Origin of the sequence: Paenibacillus sp. 598K (assembly GCF_003851045.1) — a bacterium.
In the GTDB taxonomy this organism is placed as follows: Bacteria; Bacillota; Bacilli; order Paenibacillales; family Paenibacillaceae; genus Paenibacillus_D.
The window spans coordinates 14177-36600 of the sequence record NZ_BFBX01000158.1 but is presented as its reverse complement, the minus strand read 5'-3'; the positions used below and the strand labels follow the sequence as shown (position 1 = coordinate 36600).

At 58.9% G+C, this 22424-nt stretch carries 17 protein-coding genes and 1 tRNA gene; 8 read left to right on the top strand and 10 right to left on the bottom strand.

Features of this window, described 5'->3' with window-relative positions:
• The 4 genes from PA598K_RS32495 to PA598K_RS32480 form a co-directional block, all read right to left on the bottom strand.
• The coding region (locus PA598K_RS32495; RefSeq protein WP_148092026.1) for an S-layer homology domain-containing protein at nt 1–1103 on the bottom strand (1103 nt) is incomplete at its 3' end.
• A gap of 136 nt (nt 1104–1239) precedes the next feature.
• Nucleotides 1240–1965, bottom strand: a complete 726-nt coding sequence (locus tag PA598K_RS32490; RefSeq protein WP_260405724.1) for a glycosyltransferase — start codon at nt 1963–1965, stop codon at nt 1240–1242.
• On the bottom strand, nt 1962–3800 hold the full coding sequence (locus PA598K_RS32485; RefSeq protein WP_128660902.1) for a glycosyltransferase: 1839 nt from the start codon (nt 3798–3800) through the stop codon (nt 1962–1964). Before PA598K_RS32485 ends, PA598K_RS32490 begins: the two co-directional genes overlap by 4 nt.
• A gap of 16 nt (nt 3801–3816) precedes the next feature.
• Complete coding sequence (locus PA598K_RS32480) at nt 3817–6213, bottom strand: S-layer homology domain-containing protein (RefSeq protein ID WP_128660901.1); 2397 nt, start codon at nt 6211–6213, stop codon at nt 3817–3819.
• A 173-nt stretch (nt 6214–6386) separates the two neighbouring features.
• Here PA598K_RS32480 and secD point away from each other — a divergent pair, with 173 nt between their 5' ends.
• Nucleotides 6387–8570, top strand: a complete 2184-nt coding sequence (secD, locus tag PA598K_RS32475) for a protein translocase subunit SecD (RefSeq protein WP_260405723.1) — start codon at nt 6387–6389, stop codon at nt 8568–8570.
• A 129-nt stretch (nt 8571–8699) separates the two neighbouring features.
• Here secD and PA598K_RS32470 read toward each other — a convergent pair whose 3' ends face one another.
• Complete coding sequence (locus PA598K_RS32470; RefSeq protein ID WP_128660900.1) at nt 8700–9989, bottom strand: methyl-accepting chemotaxis protein; 1290 nt, start codon at nt 9987–9989, stop codon at nt 8700–8702.
• Between the two features lie 487 nt (nt 9990–10476).
• On the opposite strand from PA598K_RS32470, the gene PA598K_RS32465 reads away from it, so the two are divergent.
• The 3 genes from PA598K_RS32465 to PA598K_RS32455 all read left to right on the top strand — a co-directional run bounded on the left by PA598K_RS32465 (nt 10477) and on the right by PA598K_RS32455 (nt 14161).
• The gene (locus PA598K_RS32465; RefSeq protein ID WP_128660899.1) at nt 10477–11151 is read left to right on the top strand and encodes a FadR/GntR family transcriptional regulator; all 675 of its coding nucleotides are present in this window, start codon (nt 10477–10479) and stop codon (nt 11149–11151) included.
• Between the two features lie 155 nt (nt 11152–11306).
• Entirely contained in the window at nt 11307–12455 is a 1149-nt protein-coding gene (gene dgoD / locus PA598K_RS32460; RefSeq protein WP_128660898.1) for a galactonate dehydratase, read from the top strand.
• A gap of 95 nt (nt 12456–12550) precedes the next feature.
• Nucleotides 12551–14161 (top strand): hypothetical protein, encoded by a 1611-nt coding sequence (locus tag PA598K_RS32455; protein WP_128660897.1) that lies wholly within the window; start codon nt 12551–12553, stop codon nt 14159–14161.
• A 38-nt stretch (nt 14162–14199) separates the two neighbouring features.
• Here the strand turns inward: PA598K_RS32455 and PA598K_RS32450 are convergent, their stop codons facing one another.
• The 3 genes from PA598K_RS32450 to PA598K_RS32440 all read right to left on the bottom strand — a co-directional run bounded on the left by PA598K_RS32450 (nt 14200) and on the right by PA598K_RS32440 (nt 18217).
• Nucleotides 14200–15432: an NAD(P)/FAD-dependent oxidoreductase gene (locus tag PA598K_RS32450; RefSeq protein WP_128660896.1), complete on the bottom strand. Its 1233-nt coding sequence runs from the start codon at nt 15430–15432 to the stop codon at nt 14200–14202.
• Between the two features lie 81 nt (nt 15433–15513).
• Nucleotides 15514–16515 carry an iron-siderophore ABC transporter substrate-binding protein gene (locus PA598K_RS32445; RefSeq protein WP_185602361.1) on the bottom strand — a complete coding sequence of 334 codons (1002 nt, stop codon included), beginning with the start codon at nt 16513–16515 and terminating at the stop codon, nt 15514–15516.
• A gap of 88 nt (nt 16516–16603) precedes the next feature.
• Entirely contained in the window at nt 16604–18217 is a 1614-nt protein-coding gene (locus PA598K_RS32440; protein WP_185602360.1) for a helix-turn-helix domain-containing protein, read from the bottom strand.
• A 148-nt stretch (nt 18218–18365) separates the two neighbouring features.
• Between PA598K_RS32440 and PA598K_RS32435 the strand changes: the two genes are divergently transcribed.
• The 4 genes from PA598K_RS32435 (at nt 18366) to PA598K_RS32420 (ending at nt 20826) form a co-directional block, all read left to right on the top strand.
• Nucleotides 18366–18442: transfer RNA gene (locus PA598K_RS32435), tRNA-Asp, on the top strand.
• A 103-nt stretch (nt 18443–18545) separates the two neighbouring features.
• Nucleotides 18546–19514: a tRNA glutamyl-Q(34) synthetase GluQRS gene (gene gluQRS / locus PA598K_RS32430; RefSeq protein ID WP_128660893.1), complete on the top strand. Its 969-nt coding sequence runs from the start codon at nt 18546–18548 to the stop codon at nt 19512–19514.
• 83 nt (nt 19515–19597) lie between these two features.
• Nucleotides 19598–20044, top strand: a complete 447-nt coding sequence (locus PA598K_RS32425) for an RrF2 family transcriptional regulator (RefSeq protein WP_128660892.1) — start codon at nt 19598–19600, stop codon at nt 20042–20044.
• A gap of 134 nt (nt 20045–20178) precedes the next feature.
• The gene (locus tag PA598K_RS32420) at nt 20179–20826 is read left to right on the top strand and encodes a nitroreductase family protein (protein ID WP_128660891.1); all 648 of its coding nucleotides are present in this window, start codon (nt 20179–20181) and stop codon (nt 20824–20826) included.
• 71 nt (nt 20827–20897) lie between these two features.
• Here PA598K_RS32420 and PA598K_RS32415 read toward each other — a convergent pair whose 3' ends face one another.
• The gene (locus PA598K_RS32415) at nt 20898–21815 is read right to left on the bottom strand and encodes a sigma-70 family RNA polymerase sigma factor (protein WP_128660890.1); all 918 of its coding nucleotides are present in this window, start codon (nt 21813–21815) and stop codon (nt 20898–20900) included.
• Between the two features lie 121 nt (nt 21816–21936).
• Nucleotides 21937–22386: a carboxymuconolactone decarboxylase family protein gene (locus tag PA598K_RS32410; protein ID WP_128660889.1), complete on the bottom strand. Its 450-nt coding sequence runs from the start codon at nt 22384–22386 to the stop codon at nt 21937–21939.
• Nucleotides 22387–22424: the final 38 nt, after the last annotated feature.

Genomic DNA, 22424 nt, shown 5'->3' with positions numbered 1-22424 from the left:
CCCGTGATGCCGGCTTGTCCCGTTGCGCCTGTAGCACCCTTGGCCCCTGGCGCTCCGCCAGCTCCTGCTGCGCCAGTTGCACCTGTCGCACCTGTAGGTCCCGTTGGTCCGGTCGCACCCGGTGAGCCCGCCTCACCTGTCGCACCTGTAGCCCCGGCCGCACCGTCTTTACCCGGTTTGGCCAGATCGAGCAGCTTCGCTTCGATGGACGCCAGGTCGATTGCTTGGCTGGTACGTTCAATATACTGGGCTTTGCCGTTATCAGCAAGTACGGAGATGGCTTGTCCAGAACGCAGCGCGGCCGCGCCGATCGCTTGCGAAGCCTGATCGTAGACGAAGGTGTCAGCCGAGATGGCGAAGGTGAGGGACTGGCCGGCGACGGACACGACGACTTGGTCGGTGCTGACCGATTGGATGACGCCGTAAAATACTTTGTCCGTTACTTTATTGGTCTCGTTCACGAGGAGGTAAGGCAGCGTTTCGTTCAGCATCTTGACCATCTGTGCGCGAGTGACATTGTCTTGCGGCTTAAAGCTGCCGTCAGGAAACCCGTTGATGATGTTCAGAGCAGACGCGACATTAACCGCGTCGGCATGGCTAGCAGAGATGCTGCTGCGGTCGGCGAAGACAATTGACGAGCTGGCCACGCGTTGCAGATTATTGTTGTACTTGATGGCGCGGACGATAAATTCGGCGGCCCATTCGCGGATTACCGGTTGCCGGCCCCAGCTCACGCTGTTCGAGGAGGTCAGCTCAGCCTGGCGGATCAAGCCGAGATCGAGCCCCAGTTGGACATAAGGCTGCGCCCAGCTATCTGCAGGCAAGCTGCTGCCGCTTGCGGTCAGGGACTGATCGGCATTGAGCAAGCGAAGGATCATGACGATCGCTTCCTGGTTTGTTACATTGCCTTGCGGTTCAAACTTTTGATTGTCCCGTCCTTGGACGACATCCAGCAAGCTCATCTGGGTAATTTGCTTTTCTGCCCATGGTACTTTTTGCAGATCGTCAAACAGGCTGTTTGCAGTGGCTGCAGCATTTGCGGCATTCGACAGGATCAGCGTAAAGCTGAGCCCTGTCATGACCGCGCGTCTTTTGTCCTTCATTCGCACACGCTCCTGGTTTCACCGATTAGTAGAAAACTGTCGAAAAATGGCATTCCATTTTTATTATAAACACCGACTCTGAACATTTACTGAACAAAAAGACTGTCCAAAAATTGGACAGCCTCGTTTGTTATGGTTAAGGTTGCTCGGTATCTTCCCGCCACTCAAACAGGCGGGGCCGATCGTCGAGGATGGAATAATAGTGTTGAAGCGAGCCGAACTTGCCTTCGGGATCGTAGCTCATGTACCGCCGGAATTTGGCGATTCGGTCGAGCGGATCGGACCAGCCCATATGCTTGACCCTAAAGTCAGAGATTGCGTTGGGCAAATTGTAGATGTTCTCGGGATAACGCCCGCAATGCTGCGCCGTCTCTTGCCAAGCATAATCGAATTCTGGCTGATAGCGGAGGAGCAGCGGTCGGTAACCGGCATGCATCTGCCAGAGATCATCCTCCCGATAAGCTGTGCGAGTCCAGAAGTCATACATTCGAAAGGAATAGAGCGCCATCTCGCTTTGCAGCATGAGCGAATGCACTCCCGACGCGAAGCGGTCTTCGAACCATTCATCCGCATCCAGATTCAGAATCCAGTCCGGTCCGGTGGCAACAGTCTCCTCCCATTGCTTCTTGCGCAGCTCGATCTCGTTGGCGAACATCGGCACGCGATTGCGCACCAGCTTGAGCGGGATGCCCTCCAGTAGCTCCATGCACAGCTCGGGAGTCCGGTCCGTGCTGGCATCGTCGATGATGACGGCAGCGTCGATATACGTGCGATGCCGCTTGAGCGCTTCGCTGAGATAACGGTCGCCCTCATTGCGCACCACCATCGAGAGCGTCAGATGGGGCTGCTGTCGATCCATCATCGGATGGCCTCCAGTCGCTGCTGCAGATAGGCTCTGTTGTCGATGATGCGTTGATCATCCGGCAAATACACGGCTGCTCTCTCGTTGGCAGCATAGGAGCGGGCGTAATCGCCGATCCGATCATAGCAGACGCAGAGCTGCAACTGCGGCAGCCAGGTCCAGTAAGCATGCAGCAGTAGCGCGCTGCTGTCGGTCGGCATCGTCAGCTGTGCGGCCGTCTCATACCAGTAGATCGCCTCCTGGTAGCGCTGCTCGGACAGGAAGATCTGGCCGAGTCGGCAGCAATTCTCCGCTCGCGGCAGCGCGTAGCTAAACGATTGCAGCGCTTTGAGGCGGGCATCCTCCAGTTGCTGGAGCTGGATGTAGCACTCCGCAGCCTTGCCGCAGGCACCGATCCGATCCTCGACCCATACATTAGGCAGCTTCAGCAGTTGCTCATACTGCTCGGCCGCTTGCGCCCAGCGACCGTGGTCATACAGCTCATTGGCATAATAGTACGTATCCCGCGGGCCGAGCTGGTCGCCCTGGCTGATCCGGGTCTCATACAGCTCCAGGTTACGGGTGGTCGACTGATGAACCCGATTATGCGTGACTGCGACATCGCTGGCGAGGATGCTGCCTTGGACCTCCAGGTACTCGTGGACCCAGCCGATCCAGCGATACCCCATGCTCTTGCGGACGAGACGGTTGCGCCGGATGCTGCTGGTGACGTTGCCGTGCTGGTCGCGATGCAGATGATAGGGCATGGATACAGCATCGGCATGATACGGGAGCGAGCCGATCAGCTGCCGCAGCTTCTCCCGATCCTCCGCGAGGAAGACGTCGTCGGCGTCCAGCCAGAGGATGTATTCTCCAGTTGCCTGCTGGAACGAGTAGTTGCGCGCCTTGGAGAAGTCATGTACCCACTCGAAGTCGAAGATACGGTTGGTGAAGCGGGCGGCGATTGCCTTGGTGCGGTCTGTCGAGCCGGTGTCGACGATGACGATCTCATCGACGAGGCCAGCGACGCTGGAGAGACAGCCTTCCAGCGTCGCTTCCTCGTTTTTGACGATCATGCACAAGCTGACGGAGACCGGGCGCGTCTGACGATTCAGCAACGCGGACACATCCTCGCCCCACTTGGCGGCGGCGAGCTCGCGGTTCGTCGCGAGCTGACGGCCATACCAGGAAGGATCGTCAGGGAACAGCAGCGGCGGCATGGTATACTTGACCGCTACATCCCGTGCGATATAGAGTCCGTAGCCAGCTTGCAGTACGCGCAAGCAGTAGTCATCGTCCTCGTAGGACTCCATAACGAACTGCTCGTCGAAGCCGCCGAGCTCGTGGAACCGCGCACGATCCACCAGCAGCAGGAAGCTAAGCAGCCGGTTCGTGCGGATGTGTGCTTCCCCGCCACGCGTCAGTACCATCGACCGCTGATCCGCGGACAACCGCAGCAGTCCATCGATCGGAAGGTCCAACTGCTGTGCGCCGCTGACCCCATGACTGACCGGACCTACAGCGACGGCGTCAGGGTAGAGGTCCATCACGCGGGACAGACCCTCCAGCCAGCCGGGAGTGACTGTCACATGGTCGCGGAGGAAGACGATGCGCTCGCCAGCAGCGGCAGCCGCTCCGATGTTGTAGCCAGCGGCTAACCCTGTGAGCGAAGGAGTAGCGATTACTCGCGTCACTCGCTCGGCGTAGCGGTCGATTGCTCGGGCGGTATCCGCACGATCCCCGTCATTCACGACGACCAGCTCGATCTGCCCGGGCGTATGTTGTTGTAGGGCTGATAGACAGGGATCTGTCAGCTCGGCATGTTGGGCCAGAAGTATGATGCTAATCGTCGTCATGAGAGACTCCTTTAAGTTAGTTAAGCTTGAGGATGGTGACGGAGGCGCCGTCGCCGGCCTCGTGAGCCACCGTCTCGTCTGCTCCAAACAGTTGGAGTTTCAAGATGTCACCTGCATTTAAAGCAATAATAAAAGTATTCGAGAATGTATCTCGGGTGCCTAAGGAATTGCTAACGACACTTTGCGCAATTATAGAGTAATTTTGCCATATACCTGAAGATGCGGTCGTTGTCATGATGAGATTAATATCATATTGGACTAAATAATACCCGTACTCATTTATTGTGAATGCATTGAGACCATTAAAGGAAATATTGGCGCTGTTATAGCTAATGCTATCCAGAACAATGTCCGTTCCACCAAAACTGACTGCGGTTTGCCCCGCGTTTTTGTTGGCAAAGGCATACTCGCTGACGCCGGGAATTCCTGCAGCACCTGTAGCCCCGGTCGCTCCCGTCACGCCAGGATCGCCCATCACGCCGGTGGCCCCTGTCGCACCTGTTACGCCAGCACCCGTCGCGCCTGTGGCACCTGTTGCCCCGGTAGCGCCAGCCCAGCCCGTTACACCAGTGACTCCCGTGGCTCCAGTCACACCTGCGCCAGTCGCACCCGTCGCACCCGTCGCACCGGTGACGCCTGTCACGCCTGTGGCTCCAGTTACGCCCGTGGCTCCCGTCGCACCGGTAGCACCTGTCACGCCTGTTACACCGGTCACGCCCATCACGCCGGTAGCGCCAGTCGCTCCTGTCACACCGTCAGCTCCAGTGATGCCATTAGCGCCGGTGGCCCCTGTCGCGCCAGTCGCCCCCGTGACGCCGTCCATACCTATAGCGCCGGTAGCGCCGGTCGCTCCTGTGACGCCAGCTTGTCCAGTTGCACCCGTAGCACCGGTCACGCCCGTGATGCCAGCTTGTCCGGTCGCACCCATAGCACCAGTAGCGCCAGTGACGCCGTTCACGCCCGCAGCGCCTGTAGCTCCCGTGACGCCGTTTATGCCGGCTGCGCCTGTGGCCCCTGTCGCGCCCGTAACACCGATCGCACCGGTTGCTCCAGTAGCGCCCGTGGCTCCCGTGACGCCGTTCATGCCGGCTGCGCCCGTGGCCCCTGTTGCGCCTGTCGCGCCATCAGCGCCTGTCACACCCTTAGCGCCAGTCTCGCCCTTAGCGCCAGTCTCGCCCTTAGCGCCAGTCTCGCCCTTGGCGCCAGTCTCGCCCTTAGCACCAGTCTCGCCCGTCGCACCTGTGGTGCCCATTGCGCCTGTTGCCCCAGTAACGCCAATCGCACCGGTAGCGCCGGTAGCGCCCGTCGCACCAGTGAGGCCCTGCTGTCCTGTTGCACCTGTGGCCCCCGTCGCGCCTTTTGCCCCTGGCGCCCCGCCAATTCCTGCGGCTCCCGTCGCGCCGGTGGCACCTGTAGCTCCTGTCGCACCCGGTGTTCCAGCTTCGCCCGTCGCGCCAGTGGCGCCAGAAGCACCGTCTTTGCCTGGCTTAGCCAGATCGAGCAGCTTGGCTTCGATCGACGCCAGGTCGATCGCTTGGCTCGTACGTTCAATATACTGGGCTTTGCCGCTATCGGCAAGTACGGAGATGGCTTGTCCAGAACGCAGCGCGGCCGCGCCGATCGCTTGCGAAGCCTGATCGTAGACGAAGGTATCAGATGAGATGGCAAAGGTGAGGGACTGGCCGGCGACGGACACGATGACTTGGTCGGTGCTGACCGATTGGATGACGCCGTAAAATACTTTGTCCGTTACTTTATTGGTCTCGTTCACGAGGAGGTAAGGCAGCGTTTCGTTCAGCATCTTGACCATCTGTGCGCGAGTGACATTGTCTTGCGGCTTAAAGCTGCCGTCAGGAAACCCGTTGATGATGTTCAGAGCAGACGCGACATTAACCGCGTCGGCATGGCTAGCGGAGATGCTGCTGCGGTCGGCGAAGACAATTGACGAGCTGGCCACGTGTTGCAGATTGTTGTTGTGCTTGATGGCGCGGACGATAAATTCGGCGGCCCATTCGCGGATCACCGGCTGACGTCCCCAGCTCTCGCTGCTCGAGGAGGTCAGCTCAGCTTGACGGATCAAGCCGAGATCAAGCGCCAATTGGACATAAGGCTGCGCCCAGCTATCTGCGGGCAAGCTGCCTCCGCCTGCGGTCAGGGACTGATCGGCATTCAGCAAGCGAAGAATCATGACGATCGCTTCCTGGTTGGTTACATTGCCTTGCGGTTCAAACTTTTGATTGTCCCGTCCTTGGACGACGTCCAGCAAGCTCATCTGGGTGATTTGTTTTTCTGCCCATGGCACTTTTTGCAGATCGTCAAACAGACTGTTTGCAGTGGCTGCAGCATTTGCGGCATTCGACAGGATCAGCGTAAAGCTGAGTCCCGTCATGACCGCGCGTCTTTTGTCCTTCATCGCACACGCTCCTGGTTTCACCGAATCAGTAGAAAACTGTCGAAAAATTGCATTCCATTCCTATTATAAACAGCAACGCTGAACATTTACTGAACAAATATTATCCTCTTTTCAGGAGCGGCCAGTGTGGTATATTGGAGCTATTCAACCCATGAAGAGACGGAGCAGAATCAATGATAGCTAAAAGACTTTTCGCATTTTGTCTGACCGTTGTGACGGTCAGTCTGGTCATCGCGCTGACGATGCCGCAGGCGTTGTCGAGCGTCAAGCTGGGCCTCGATCTGAAGGGCGGCTTCGAGATTCTGTACGAGGCGCACCCAGTCGTCGAGGGGAGTCAGATTACGCAGGATGCGCTGCGGCAGACCGCCAAAAGCTTGCAGGAGCGCGTCGATGCGCTGGGCACCTCGGAGCCCGAGATTTGGACCGAGGGCAGCAACCGGATCCGGGTAAGGCTGGCGGGCGTTGACAACGAAGAGAAGGTAAGGGCGATGCTGAAAAAGCCGGCCGAACTTTCGGTGCTCGGGCCGGATGGCGAAGTGGAGCTGCGCGGCACGGACTTCAAGGAGAGCGGCGCGATGGTCGTGCGGGACGAGCTGTTTCGCCCGGCCATCCAGGTCGAGGTGAAGGATAAGGACCTGCTGAAGGAAGTGTCCTCGCGTCTGCTGAACCAGTCGATTTCCTTTAACCTGGATGAGCGCGTGCTGACCAATCCCGTCGTGCTTGCGGTGATGGACAACGGGATTATGCAGATCACCGGAGATTTCCCGTATGACGAGGCTGTCGAGATCGCCGATATTATTAACATGGGCGCGCTGCCGCTGAAGCTGACCGAGAAGTACAATCAATCCGTCGGCGCGTCCCTTGGCTATCGCTCGCTGGAGCAGACCCTCTGGGCCGGCGGCTTGGGCGCTGTCCTGATCCTGCTGTTCATGCTGGTCTTCTATCGCATCCCTGGCCTGATCGCGAGCTTCACGCTCATTACGTACAGCTGGCTGCTGCTGTTATGCTTCAATCTGGTGCAGGCGACGATGACGCTGCCGGGCATCGCTGCGTTTATCCTCGGCATCGGCATGGCCGTAGACGCGAATATTATTACGTACGAGCGGCTCAAGGAGGAGCTCCGGTCCGGCAAAAGCCTGCTGTCGGCGGTCCGGGAAGGGGCGAAGCATTCCTCCCGCTCGATCCTCGACGCCAACGTTACGACTCTGGTCGCAGGCATAGTCATGTTCATGCTGGGCTCGGGGGCGATCAAGGGCTTTGCGGTGACGCTGATCCTCAGCATCGTGCTCAGCGTGCTCACGAATGTCTATCTATCGCAGGGGTTGCTGCGGCTGCTGGTGAGCGCTCGCGCGTTGCGGGATGCCCGCTGGTACGCCCGCAAGCCGGAGGTGGCGCCGCCGCCCAGCTCGCGGTTTGACTTCGTGCGGAGCACCCGAGCGATCATGATCTTCACAGCAGTGCTGGGTATAGCCGGCTTGACCAGCCTGGGGCTGCAGGGCATCAACTACGGGGTCGACTTCAAAGCGGGAACCTCCATTGATCTGGTGCTGCCGAGCTCGATCGAGCAGACGGAGGCGGAGCGTGTCATAGCGGGAGTAGGGCTAGAGCCAGCTGCCGTCACGGTGGGAGGAGAGTCGGGCAATCGGGTATCGATCCGTTTCGACACCGTGATGGACCCGGAATCGGGCGAGGCCGATCGCATCGAAGCGGCATTTGCCGAGGTCTACGGGGCGGGAGTGAGCGGGGAGGCCAATACGGTCGATCCGGAGATGGCTCGCGAATTCGCCGTCAAGGCGATTATCGCCGTGCTGCTGTCGACGCTCGGGATTTGGTTCTACGTTTGGGTTCGCTTCGACCGTCGGTTCGCCTTGGCTGCTGTGGTGACGATCGTGCATGATGTGCTGCTCGTCGTCTTTTTATTCTCGATGTTCCATCTGGAGGTGAACCTGCCGTTCATCGCGGCGCTGCTGACGATCATCGGCTACTCGATCAACGATACGGTCGTCATCTTCGACCGGATCCGGGAGAACCTGCAGACGAACGTCATCCGGACGCGCGCAGAGCTGCGCACGTTGGTCAACGATAGTCTGAACCAGACGCTCATCCGCTCGCTTAATACGATCCTGTGCGTGCTGTTCGCCTCCGTGGCGATCCTGCTGTGGGGCAGCGAGTCGATAAGGCTGTTCTCGCTGGCGATGACGGTGGGGTTGTTCGCAGGGATGTACTCCTCGATCTATATTGCCAGCCAATTGTGGCTATATCTGACCGCACGCAAGCTGCGAGCCGAAGGGTACTCCGGCGTAGGCAAGCAGGAGCAATTCCCGATGCGTCAATTGGACAGCGTGCTGGAGGAATAAGCTAGGCGGCGGCTGTGAGTACGCGCATCTCCGGCATCGTGTAGGATAAGCTGTGACAAAACGCAAAAAACCGCTGTTTCTCCTGGAGAGAATAGCGGTTTTTGTGTTTCTGGCGATGGGCTCTGGCGATCAAGCGCCTTTGTCAATCCGGAACAGCTGGATGCGTCGCTGCAACGTCTCGGCGGTATGCTCCAGCTCATGCGAGGCGGCAGCCACCTCCTGGACAATCGCATTCTGCTCCTGCACAGAGGAGGCGATATCGCCGAGGCGTGCGGCGTTGTCTTCGGCTGCGTCGGCCACCTGGCGGGCATGGTCGACGATGATGCGCATCTGGGCGCTCTGCGTATCCATCAGTCCCGCCATCTCCTGGATCGTGCGTGCCGTCCGCTCGACCGAGCCGAAGACGGTCGTCATCGTCGCACGGCTATCCTCGGTGCGGAGCGACTCGGCCTGCATCTGTTGGGCCTGGGCAGCCATGCGCTCGGCAGCTACGCCGAGATCGGCGTGGATGTCCTCTACGAGCCCGGCGATGTGGCGGACTTCCTCCGAGCTATGCTGGGCCAGCTTGCGGATCTCCAGGGCGACAACCTCGAAGCCGCGTCCCTCGCTCCCGGCATGAGCGGCTTCGATGGAGGCGTTGAGCGCCAGCAGGTGCGTACGGGAGGCGATGTCCTGGACGACGGTCAGGATATCGTCGATCCGCCCGGCGTGAGACTCTAGTCGAGTAACGATGGCAGCGGTTGCTTGTCCATCCTCGGCGAGCTGACGCATCGACAGGGCTAGACGCTCCATCGCAGCGCTGCTGCTCACAGCCGCCTCTTGCATCTGCAGGACATCGGTACGAGCCAGCTCGGTCTCCTTGAAGGCCGCTTCGGTCAGTTGGCCCATCGTCTGCACGGTGCCGTGCATCGAGCGAGAGAGGTCTGCCTGCGTATCCGTATTGTGCGCGATCTTATCGACGCGAGCGGTAATCTCTGAGAGCTGGATGGCAGCCATCTCGACCGCTTCGCGCAGGTGTCCGGCCTCGGCGCTGGTCGTGGTCGAGTGAGTATCGATGTCGGTGACGATGCCGCGCAGATTGCCGACCATATGGTTGAACGCCTGAGCGAGATCGTGCAGCTCGTCTTTGGCGCGGGGGACAGAGACGCCCTCGGTCAGGACGCCCTCCGCGGCTTTGCCGGCAGCGAGCTGTAGCGCATTGATCGGCTTGACGAGCGCGCGAGCGGTGAGCCACCCGAGCAGCCCGGTCCAGAATACCCCCATCGCAAGGGTCATCGTTGTGAATAGCCACGTCGACATCTCGGGAGCGATCCAATCCTTTAAGACAAAAATAAAAAAGGCGCTTGTCCCGTACGTCGTCGCGGCGACCATCGTGATCCCGAGCACAAGCTTCCTGACCAGACTCCAACGGCGGTTCATTTGTTGCTCCCCCTTCGGCTATGATCTTTCTTACACATATTATAACAAATTGTGACAGTATTCGCTGTGATTTCGGTCACGATGGGACGTTCGCTGCGCCGTCACAAACGCAGCTCCGATCCTAAAAAGGCAGTGGCTCCATATCGAAGACAGGCTGCCGAATAGGTCAGCTGTAACCGCGAAGAGCTATGCTATAATAAGATCAAAATGCCAGATTGCCCACAAAAGGCCGAAGAGGCACGGGATCGAATCTGTAGAAGCGAAGATTATGCTTTCGAAGTCGCTTTCTTACAGAAAGCGTGTAGTTCGCCTAAGAGCTTTTCGCAGAAAAGCTAGCTTCGAAAGCATACGCTGTCCCCGGATTTCAACCGCTAATGCGGTTCGAATAAAGAAATCTGGGTACAACAGCGATCGGAAGATCGATCCTGTGACCGTAGGCTCCGTTTTGAGGGCAGTCTGAAACTTTGATGGTAAACGAGTGTGAGCGATGAGCAAGCAATTGGTGTATGAGGTCGTCTATGAGGAGATCAAACGGCGGATCGAGCAGGGCGTGTGGAAGGCTGGCGAGCGCATCCCAACGCTCGAGGAGCTCGCAGGCGAGCTGAAGGTTGGCGTATCCTCGGTGCGGGAAGCGGTGCGCATCCTGGGCAAGCAGCGCATCCTGCTCGTCGAGCAGGGGCGAGGCACCTTCGTGAGCGATCAACTGCCCGAGCCGGCAGAGCGCTATGTGGCGGCGTTGGAGCACGGCTCCTGGCTGCAGCTGACCGAGGCCCGGCTCGTCATCGAGCCGGAGCTGGCGGCGTTGGCCGCGCAGCGGGCATCGGCAGAGGAGCGGGCGCAGATCGTCCGCTCGGCGGAGGCGATGCAGCGCAAGATGCGGGCCGGGCAGTCCTTCCTGCAGGAGGATATGCGATTCCACGAGCAGATCGCCGAGGCGGCGCACAATGACATCCTCAGCCATACGCTGCGGATGCTGGGCGATGTGCTGTTCGACAGCCGGAGGCAGACGATGCGTATCCCTGGTATGGACGACAAGGCGGCCGCGTATCATCTGCTGATCGCTCTGGCGATCCAGCAGCGGGATGATAGTCAGGCGCGGAGTCTGATGCGGCTCCATATCGAGGATATGCGACGGGAGCTGGAGGCGGGGCGTCAGCCATGAAGGGCCGGATAGAAACGGAATCGGAGAGCGAGGACGAAGGTGCTGCAAGAAGCACGGCGGCCTTGTTCTTTTTTTATGGGTATTCAATAAAATTCATATGATGTATTATGTATTTATTAATAATCATCATATGAATAATAGGAGGCTGAATACCTATGAAAATTCGTTCACTGGAGCTGTTCAAAGTCCCCCCGCGCTGGCTGTTCCTGAAGATCACGACAGATGACGGGCTCGTCGGCTGGGGCGAGCCGGTCGTCGAAGGACGAGCCGATACGGTCAAGGCGGCGGTGGAGGAGCTAAGCGAGTACCTGATCGGCCGCGAGGCGGGTGCGATCGAGGATCTGTGGCAGACGCTCTATCGCGGCGGCTTTTACCGCGGCGGGCCCATCCTGACGAGTGCGATCTCGGGCATCGAGCAGGCGCTCTGGGACATCAAGGGCAAGCGGCTGGGCGTGCCGGTGTACGAGCTGCTGGGCGGCCGCGTGCGAGACAAGATGCGGGTGTACGCCTGGATCGGCGGCGATCGCCCGGCGGATACGGCGCTGGCCGCCCGCGAGAAGCTGGAGCAGGGCTACTCGGCGATCAAGATGAACGGCACGGAGGAGCTGCACTGGATCGACTCGTATGACAAGGTGGAGGCAGCGGTGGAGCGCCTCGCGGCGATCCGCGAGGCGGTCGGCTACAAGCTGGGCGTGGGCATCGACTTCCACGGCCGGGTGCACAAGGGGATGGCCAAGCTGCTCGTGAAGGAGCTGGAACCGTACAAGCCGATGTTCATCGAGGAGCCGGTGCTGCCGGAGAACAACGAGGCGCTGCGGGAGATCGCCCGTCATACGGCGATCCCGATCGCAACCGGCGAGCGGATGTATACGCGCTGGGGGTTCAAGCAGTTGCTCGAGAGCGGCTATGCGGATATCCTGCAGCCGGACCTCAGTCATGCCGGCGGCATCTGGGAGACGCGCAAGATTGCGGCGATGGCCGAGGCGTACGATGTGGCGGTCGCGCCGCACTGTCCGCTTGGTCCGATCGCGCTGGCTGCTTCGCTGCAGCTCGACTTTTGCACGCCCAACGCCTTCATCCAGGAGCAGAGCCTGGGCATCCACTACAACGAAGGGTCCGACTTGCTCGACTACCTCGTCGATCCCAGCGTCTTCCATTACGAGCAGGGCTTCGTGGGTCTACTGACCAAGCCGGGTCTGGGCATCGAGGTCGACGAGGCCAAGGTTCGCGAGATGGCTGCGATCGGCCATGACTGGAAAAACCCGGTCTGGCGTCACGAGGACGGCAGTATCGCCGAGTGGTAGAGCGCCGGGAGAAAATAAAAGATTGCCAAATCTTTCACGGGTAGCTTATCTTAAAATAAGCTAGGGACACTTACTTACGTGGGGAGAGAATGCTTGTGCAAGTGAAAAAGGGGATTGCAGGAGGTCTTATCGCGCTGCTGCTGTTTACAATGCCCGGCATGAACGGAACGATAGCTGCTGACCAAGAGGAACGGGATTATTCGTGGCAAAGCGCCCCTTTTCGACTCGCGCAAGCCGTATCTGCTACAAATCTGGCTGCCAAAGCCCAAGCCGCGAATCTGCTGACCAATGGCAGCTTTGAAGCCAATACCGGGACAACAGGCATCGCCAATGGCTGGACAAACATCTACACGACCGCGCAGACCGTCAGCTCATCGGTGACGAGCGGGCAAAAGGCGCAACGACTGACGGCCAGCAAAATCGGCAAAGGCTATTATGTCGGCATGTCCCAGCGCGTAAAAATCGACGGCGGCAAGCCGTATGTTGCGAATGCTAACGTAAATATAACGAAGCTGGAAAAGGCTGACGTATATCTCTATATGGACTTTTTGAACAGCGCGGGAGAGTGGGTCGGCAACAGTTCCACCTCCTATTCGAGCCCGACGGGCGGGAAATATGTGACGTTGACCGCCAATGGCACATTACCTGCCAAGGCAGCCTTCGCCGAGGTGTATATTATGGTGAAGGGCAATGCCGATCTGGGCTCTGTCGACTTGCTGGTGGATCAGATGAACCTCCGGTACGATTGGGATGCCAATCTGTTGACGAATCCGGGCTTCGAGAGCTTCACGAGCCCGACCGGCGTGGCGGACGGCTGGAGCAAGATCGTCAGCGGAGACAAGCCTGCCATCCAGGTGGTCGCCCAATCGGCAGAGGAGGGGACTCGGGCGCACCGGATCTCGGATGCCAATCTGTACAAGGACGGGATGTCGGGAATCTATCAGAATGTTAAAATGAATGGCAATGCGACCTATAACTTGAGCGCGTTGTTCAACGCGACGTCGCTCAAAAAGGCCAAGGTGCAGTTATATATCGATTTCTTGAACAGCAAGCACGAGTACATCGGCAATCAATCGACAGACAGCACGGTGCTTCAGCCTAATCTGTCGATGTCCTTAAACGGCAAAACGCCGGCCAATACGGCTTATGCGGTCGTCTATATCTTGGTCCGCTCCACCGAAGCCGGCGGCAGCGGCGCCTTTACTGTCGACATGGCGAATCTGAGCTATACGGCGACGCCGAACAAGCTGACCAATCCAAGCTTTGAGATCGCCGGCTCGCAATCGCAGCTGGCTGCCGGGTGGCGCAAGGAAGGAAAGGGCATTAGCCTGGCGACGGCCCCGGTCTCCGCCGGAGGCAAGGCGCAGAAAATAAGCGGCACATTGTCCTCCGGCGAGCGGGCGTACATCTATCAGTCAGTCAAGGTTAAAGCTGGCGACCCATATTTCGCAAGCGCCAATGTATACGTGGAGAGCCTGAAAAATGCCCAGGTGCGCTACCAGATTATTTTCTTCGATGCGGCCAATCAAGTGGTTCTCTCCAACTCCTTCGCCAATAAGGATGTCTCGAAGAAGTATCAGCAGATGTACTTCGACAAATATGTCGTGCCGGACAAAGCGGTGCGCGCCAATGTAATCATCATGCTCGAGCCGACAGCGGCCCAAGGCAGCGGCACCGTGTATATCGACGATGTGCGGTTCCAGTAGATGATGTGAAGCCCCAGTTCCAGTAATTGGGGCAGCAGTTATTCCACGCCGACCTTAAGCACCGGCCTGTCATGACGATACAGCTCGAGATCCGGGCTATGACCGTGCAGGATGTCGTCAGCGATGGCCCTCACCAGCGTCTGGCTGTAGACGGTGCCGTTGTCGCCAAAGGCGAAGATAAAGTCGCATCGCGGGTAGTCGTCATAGCGGCCGATGACCGGCAGTCCGTCGCGGATGCCGCCATAGAAGGCTGCGCAAGCGTAAGCTGGCTCGAACGGGATGGCAGGGAAGCGCTGGCGCAAAGCGTCCATCAGCATCTGCTGCCGATGATGTAGCTTGTTGTCGCGCTGCTCGGCGATATCGGTCGTCTCATCGAGGCCGCCGATAATGGCGCGGTTGTCGGCAGTCGTGCGCAGGTACAGATACGGACGCGCCGTCTCCCAGATCAGCGTCCGCTCGGGCCAGGCGCTGAAGTCGTCGACAGGCTCGGTCGTTACCGTATACGTGCTGACGAAGGACGCTTGCGGCTCCTTGCGGATGTCGATGCCCTCATAGCCCGCGGCGAAGATGACGCGACCGGCGTCGATCTGCCGACCGCTGCGCGTCGTGACGAGCATCCGCTCTCGCTCCCGGTCATAGCGATGACCATTCATCGCCGTATGCTCGAACACGCGGACCCCTCGCGCCGCTGCGTGCTGAAGCAGGGCATGGGTGTATTTGAATGGATTAAGCTCGCCGTCGTTGCGGGAGTAGATGGCCGTATGATGGGCGAAGGGATATAGCGCGTTCACCCGCTCTTCTTCCCAGTACTCGACCTGACAGCCCTGGCTTCGCAAGTACTGGTACTCCGCATGCAGCTTGGCTACATCTTCCTCGCAGCTGGCAAAGTAAAGCGTATTGCGACGGCGGAATTCGGTGTCCATCTCTACGAGGCGACTCGCCGCTTCGATGTCGTCGATAGCCTGATGGAGTAAGGCCAGATGACGGTCGATGGCGGACTGGCCGAACGTATGGATCAGGTCGGTGAACAGCTTTTCGCCGGAGTACTGAATCAAAGCGGTATTGGTGGCAGTGCTGCCGCTGCCAACCGTGTTTTTCTCGATCACGACGACGGCGAGACCTTGTCCGGCCAACGCATAGGCGCTCTGCGCGCCGGAGCTGCCGCCGCCGACGATCAGCACGTCGCAGCTTAAGTCCTCGGTCAGATAGGGATAGGTTGGCGGATCAGCCAGCGTGGCTGGCCAGTAGTAAGTTCCGGATTGGACATTCATCGACAAAAAACCTCCTGCACAGTGCGGATAAGGGGATGGTGGTAGTATGACCATTCCCATTATCCGCATGCATGCCGGAGGCTATTGCTGCGCGATCAGACGCATCACGTCGTCGACCTGCGCAGTGTTGGCGATATAACCGGAGGATAGCCAATGGCTAACCTCGACTTCATACGCCTGACCGTTCTGAACGGCGGGCAGGCCTTTCCAGAACGGGCTGTCGAACAGCTCCTGAGCCATCCCTTGCGAGGCTTCGCCCTGCACCATGTAGAAGATATAATCGGCGTCCAGGTCCGGCAGCTTCTCTAGGGAGATCGGCTGGAAGTTGTCCCAGGCCAGCTCCTTTACCATCGGATGCGGCGTCAGCTTCAGCTCGTCGTACAGCGTCTTGCCGGAGAAGTTGACGCCGTCCATGATGACGTAATCTTTAGGCCGTACGCGCACGACGGCGAACGTCTTGTCGGACACGGACGCAAGATGGCTGCGCGCCTCTTCGACCTTCTGGTTATAGTCGGCGATCTTCGCTTCCGCCACATCCTCCTTGCCGAGCAGCTCCCCCAAGGCAGACAATGTGCCCTGCCAATCCTCGGATGCTTTATCATAGACGTAAGTCGGAGCGATCTTGCTCAATTGCTCGTAGCGCCCCTCCTCGCCCATACCGGCGCTGTAGAGGAAGATCAGATCGGGCGCGGCTTCGAGCACCGTCTCCAGCGGCGGGCCACCCGTGCTGTAATCAGCTGACGGCACTTCGGCCAATTGCCCTTCGAGATAATCCTGCACATAGTCGCCGAGCGACCATTTCAATACGGGCGTCACACCTAGCGTCAGCAGCGCGTCCTCGACATACGGTCCGAATACGCGGGTCGGCTGCTCCTCCAGCGTAATGTCGCCCATGACATGGCTGAAGGTGCGCGGCCACTCGGCGGTGGGCTCTTCGCTTGCTCCATCGCCTTTGGCTGCGTTGTCCGAGACGGGGGGAGTTGATGCGCCGGGTGTTGGTTCGTTAGGCGTTGCATTACCGCAAGCCGGCAGCACGAGGAGCAGCGCGGCCAGGCAGAGTGGATACAAACGGGTCTTTCTCATGATGCACCATCCTCTATTGATATCAATTTTCATTATCAATTAGGATCATAGCACGCTTGTCAGCGTGACTCTATGTCTGGTCGTGTGTTTATTCCGGCGCTAATTGTGCGGTCTGTTCAAACGAATGGTGCGGGGCGAGCAGCGACATGGCCTGCTCGAGCATCCGTCGATGCGCCTCGGGACTATACTCGAGCCACGGATAGGCTGCGATCTGGTAGCAACGGCGGTCGCGTACAGCGGGCAAGCTCTGCCATTGCGGATGCTCCTGCATCAGCTCCCACATCGACTGGGAGGCAGGGGAATCGTCTATGGCCAATAACAGGAAGTCAGGCTGGCAGCGCATCACAAATGCCAAATCGATCGCTTGCTCGACTGCTATCAACCCCAGATCGTAGGGGCATCGCAATCCCAGGTCGTGATGGAGTACAGCCCCGACGTTGCGCTCGCCAAAGACGCTCAACTGCCCGAAGCTGATGCGCAGCAGCAGAACCGAGGCATCTCCGACCGTCTCCGTCAGCGCCATCCGGACCTGTAAGGCTCGGCGGTCATAAGCGTCCAGCCAGGCGGCTGCCTCGCTCTCTCGCTCGACCAGGCGGGCGATCTGGAGGAAGTGGCCGCGCCAATCGAGTCCAAGCCAGGGGATCACCTGACATGGCGCGATATCGCCGAGGCGGGCGGCCGTCTCCCCCTGGATCATCAGGTCGTCGCCGACGATCAGGCTGGGCTGGAGCGATCCCAGGCGCGCGAAGTCTTCCTCGAATAGCGCATCCTCCCGGAAGATCGCGCGTCGCAGATGGACAGCTATGGACGCATGCGCCTCCTGCCGATGCGCCTCGCGCTCCCGGTCGACCGTCGCAGCGAGCGGGACGATGCCAAGCGTCAGCAGATGCGAGGTGAACGTGTAGGAGAGGGAGGCGATGCGGGCCAGCTTGTTTTTGCGGTAGTCGGCAGGCGTGATGCCGACGACTTGCTTGAATTTTTTGCGGAAATACGGCTCATCGGCATAACCGCTCCGCTCGCCCGCCTCGCGGATGCCGGAGCGATGCAGGATCAACAGCTCCTTGGCATGACGGATGCGCACCTGATGGACGTATTCCATCGGCGTGACGCCCAGCCACCGCTTGAACTGATGGGAGAAATACCACGGGCTGAGCCCGGCTGCCTCTGCGAGTCGATCGCGGGTCAGCGGCTTGTCATGATGCGTCCGGATGTAGTCCGCCGCCCGCGCCAAGGCATCTGCGGTGGACACTTGTGTCGCAGACGTCATATCCAGCAGCTGGCCTATCAGCTCCTGGAGCAGCCTATCCGCCCGGTGGCGGCGGCGCTCTCCCGGCTCTGCCAGCAGAGCCTCGATCTGCCGCGCCAAGTCGGCTACAGCCGGCATCGCTGTCGCAGGCAGCAGGCCGTACAAGGGGAATCCGCCTGCGCGCTTGTAATAGTGACGCTCTCGCTCGGTGCTCGAGGTCTCGATCAGGTCGTCAAAAGCGATCCAGACCAGCTGAAGTCGCTCTGAAGGCAGCAGCTCGTAGTCCGTCCCGTGGTCGATCAGCACGCCACTACCGGCAGTCAGCGTATAAGCTTGTCCGCCGATCAGGATGCGGCCCCGCCCCTCGATTACAACGCCGAGCAAGTGTGAAGCGGCCGTGCTCGGATACGATCCCGGTGGATAGTCCAACGAGCGGCAGCCCTGCATCGCATACATAACGTCAAGGTCCTCCCTTATGATTAGTTCTGTTGACAGTATAGCATAGGGATGATTTTTTACTCTTGTCCATGGGCGAAAATCGTCGGGATGCCTTGTCAAAGCTTGTCCCTTCATGGTATGATGTTGCTTGTGTTGCTGCGAATGTGGAGCTGTGGTGTAGAGGCCTAACATGCCTGCCTGTCACGCAGGAGACCGCGGGTTCGAATCCCGTCAGCTCCGCCATTTTTCAGTAATTACGTCATACATAACTTTGCTAAGAAGGGCGGCTAATGCTGCTCTTTTTTTAAGTTCAACTCGTCATCCGTTACGTGGAGGGTGGTGCAGGATGTCTACCGTGAGAAGAGGCCGGTTCGCCCCAACACCGTCAGGCCAGTTTCATCTGGGCAATGCGTTTGCCGCGCTTGTCGCCTGGCTGCAGATCCGGCAAGCGGGCGGAACATTCGTGATGCGGGTGGAGGACATCGATAAGCCGCGATCCAGAGCCGCGTTTCGAGAGCAGCAGCTGGACGATCTGCGGTGGCTGGGTCTGGATTGGGACGAAGGTCCGGACCGCGGCGGACCCCATGCCCCTTACCTGCAGAGTCTTCGCGATCCGCTCTATGAAGAGGCGCTAACGAGGCTGGAGACGGCCGGTCTGCTGTATCCGTGTTATTGCAGCCGCGCCGAACTCGCTCAGATTGCCAGCGCGCCGCATGGCTTGTCCTCTGAGGGGCCAGCCTATCCCGGCTGGTGCCGGCATTTAAGCGAGCAGGAGCGGGCAGAACGGGCACGGGTCAAGACGCCATCGCTCCGATTCAGAATGCCGGATGCACCAGTCGACTTTAGAGACGGGATTTATGGCGACATGCATTACGAAGGAGAGGCGCTAGGCGACTTTGTTGTGAAGCGCGCGGACGGCATGTACAGCTATCAGCTGGCTGTCACCGTGGATGATGCCGCTATGGGCATCACGGACGTGGTCCGGGGAGCCGATCTCCTGGACTCGACCCCGCGTCAGCTGGCGCTGTACAAGACGCTAGGTCTGCAGGCACCCCGCTTCGCTCACGTGCCTCTGCTAGGGGATGCCGGGGGCGAGCGATTCTCCAAGCGCGACAAATCGCTTGCGCTGCAAGGGCTTCGCGAGCGCGGGGTCCGTGTCGAACGGCTGGTTGGGCTGCTCGCGCATCTGGCCGGCTGGCTGGATCGTCCAGAGCCTGTGACCGCATCCGAGCTCGTCGGTCATGCAGACCTGGCCAGACTGCCCCGAACGCTAATTCCAGTCCCGGACGCGTACTTGTCCTGGCTGAATCGATGATGCATAGAAGACGGAATCTTGAAGCTGTAGAAGGGCTTTGATATAATGCTGAAACAACAGATGGAGAGGGGAGGGGCGGGCCCATGAAGCGATCCCAGCATAGCTGTTCAGCCAACGGCAAAGCGTTTGGTTTGGCGCTGCAAGCTCTGGCTATGATGGCGGACCATTCCTGCAGGCAACCCAGCAGCCATATTGCTGACCACCTGTGCACTGAAGCGACTCAAATACGGCGCATTCTCGCCAAGCTGGCACAAGAGAATATCCTGGAGGTGCGGGAGGGGCGCGACGGCGGATATTGGTTGGCCCGCGACCCGGCCTCTCTGACTTTTGCAGAGATCTATAAGGCGCTAAACGTCAACGAACCGTTTGGTGATGGAATGTTGGACTCCACAGGGGATCACCCGCTTGGTGTGCGGATGCATGAGGCCTTGCTGGACATGGCCGAGGAGATTAACCAATCGATAATGGAAGCGTTGGGGCAGCGAACGATTGCCGATTTGGTAACCAAAGCGAGTATCGATGCAAATTAAGATTGACAGAAGATTGAAGGGGGAACTATACTGTGTTTACATTAACACAGTTAAAGCTCTCTTTTTTTTGGTTTTAACTGTGCGAAATACTGCTCAGTTTAAAAATACAGAGAATGAATAGGGAGGAATAGCACATGGAGAGTCAAACCAAAGAATGGAAATCTTTTCTACAGGTAATCAAGGAGCGCCGCTCGGTTCGTCATTATGACCCTAGCGTGACCATTTCGGAGCAAGAACTAAAGGAGATTCTGGCTGAAGCGACGCTGGCACCGTCCGCAGCCAACCTGCAGCCGTGGAAGTTTCTTGTTATTACAGAGCAAGCATTGAAGGATCAACTGCTGCCGATCGCCTACAACCAACAGCAGGTTGCCGATGCTTCTGCAGTCATTGCTGTACTGGGGGACCTGCAGGCGCATGTGCAGGTTGATAAAATCTACAGCGCCTCAGTTGAGGCGGGGTACATGACGGAGGAAATCAAGCAGGCGCTTGTGGGTAATATTACAGCGGGATTCGCAACCTTGGATACTACCGCTCGTCAAAATGGCGTCATGACGGACTGCGGCTTGGTCTCCATGCAACTGATGCTTGCTGCCAAGGCCCGCGGCTACGATACCGTTCCGATGGCAGGCTACGATGCAGGCAAGCTCCGTGCGATGTTCGCGATTCCTGAGCGTTATGCGACGGTGATGCTGATCGCCGTGGGTAAAGCGGCACAGCCCGGGCATCCAACATTCAGGTTGCCTGTAGAGGATGTGACGTTCTGGAACGGTATCGCCGAATAATGTGAGCCTTGGCGCTGCGATACCGGCTGGAGGCCGAATGGCACGAAGTCATGAGAGGGCCCGCGACGGATTCACAGCCACTTGGGATGCGTGCCCGTCGCCCGGCCCAGCTTGTGAGGATTGGAGATGAGGTAGATCGCCTGAATCGCCGACCCGTCGGGCACAGGCTCCAGCGCGAAAGCCATGGGAAGCAGTCCCGCGCGCTCCAGCAGCAGTCCAGACTGGCCGCTCAGCCGGACGGGGCGCAGATGGCCTGTGAGCGAGCCCTTGCGGGCAATGCCAGTGAAAAATGCGGCAATTCTCTCCCGTCCAAGTATGGGACGAAGCGCGGAGCGAACAATGCCGCCGCCGTCGCTGAGCAGGGTTGCATCCTCTGCGATCAACCGAAGGAAGCCGTCGAAGCGGCCGGAGTTAACGGCTGTGGTGAAGGCCTGCACGAAGCGATCCATGGCGCTGTCGAGCCTGGTGGAGTCTTCGGAGAGGGTCGTCACGCCGAGCTTGGCGGCAGCCCGACTGTAGATTTTGCGGCAGGCGGCTTCTGTTTTTCCCAGCATCTCGGCAATCTCCTTGTAGTCGCAGCCCACGGATTCCCGCAGTACGTAAACGGCCCGCTCCGGCGGGGTGCAGGTCTGGAGCAGCACGAGCAGGGCATAGCCCAGCCGCTCCCGCTGCAGCAGCTGAGTCTGCGGACCGTCGTCCTGGGCGCTATCCAATATCGGCTCCGGCAGCCAGAGTCCAGGGTAGTGCTCGCGAATCCGGGGTGATGCCTTCATCATATTGAGCGCGCGGTTGGTCACCATCTTGATCAGATATGCCCGTGGGTGCTCGATCCCCAGTTCCGTCTGTCGGCTCAGCGTAACAAAAACATCCTGCACGGCATCCTCTGCCTCGCTGTGCGAGCCCAGCATCCGATACGCAACCGCAGTGAGCAGCGGTTGATACTCCCGGTACCACCGTTCGATCTGCTCCTCCTCGATTTGGTCAGCCATGGCCGCCACCTCCCATTCGTTAGCGTTTCTTTGTTCTAGTGTACCTTCTATAAACCGCCTTAGCCACCTTGCCGGTGACTGAGGCGGTTCGTGTGTGTACGTATAAACTGGAGACTTGCGGTCAGGCGTCAAAACAGCCAGGATACATCCCCGTGGCGATGGCGATGCGGTTCCAGCAGTTGATGGCGTTGATCGCCATGATTAGCGCCACGACTTCGCTATCGTCATAGTATTCGCGAACTTCGGCATACAAGTCATCGGACACCCCTTTTTCCGCGACCAGAGTGAGTGCCTCCGTTAGCGCCAGCGCGGCTTTTTCCGAGGCCGTGAACAGGGGCGCATCGCGCCATACCGATATCAGGTGGACACGCTGCTCACGCTCTCCCATTTTGCGCAGATCTGTCGTATGCATATCGAGACAGAACGCACAGCCATTGAGTTGTGAAGCCCGAATTTTGATGAGTTCAAACAGTACGGGATCCAATCCCATGCCCTTGGCGGCCGCCTCAAGCTTCAAAAGAGCCTGATAGCCTGCGGGGTTCGCTTGTCGATGATTCATGCGTAATTGCATATTGTATTCCTCCCAGCCAGGGCGTGTCTGCATACTCG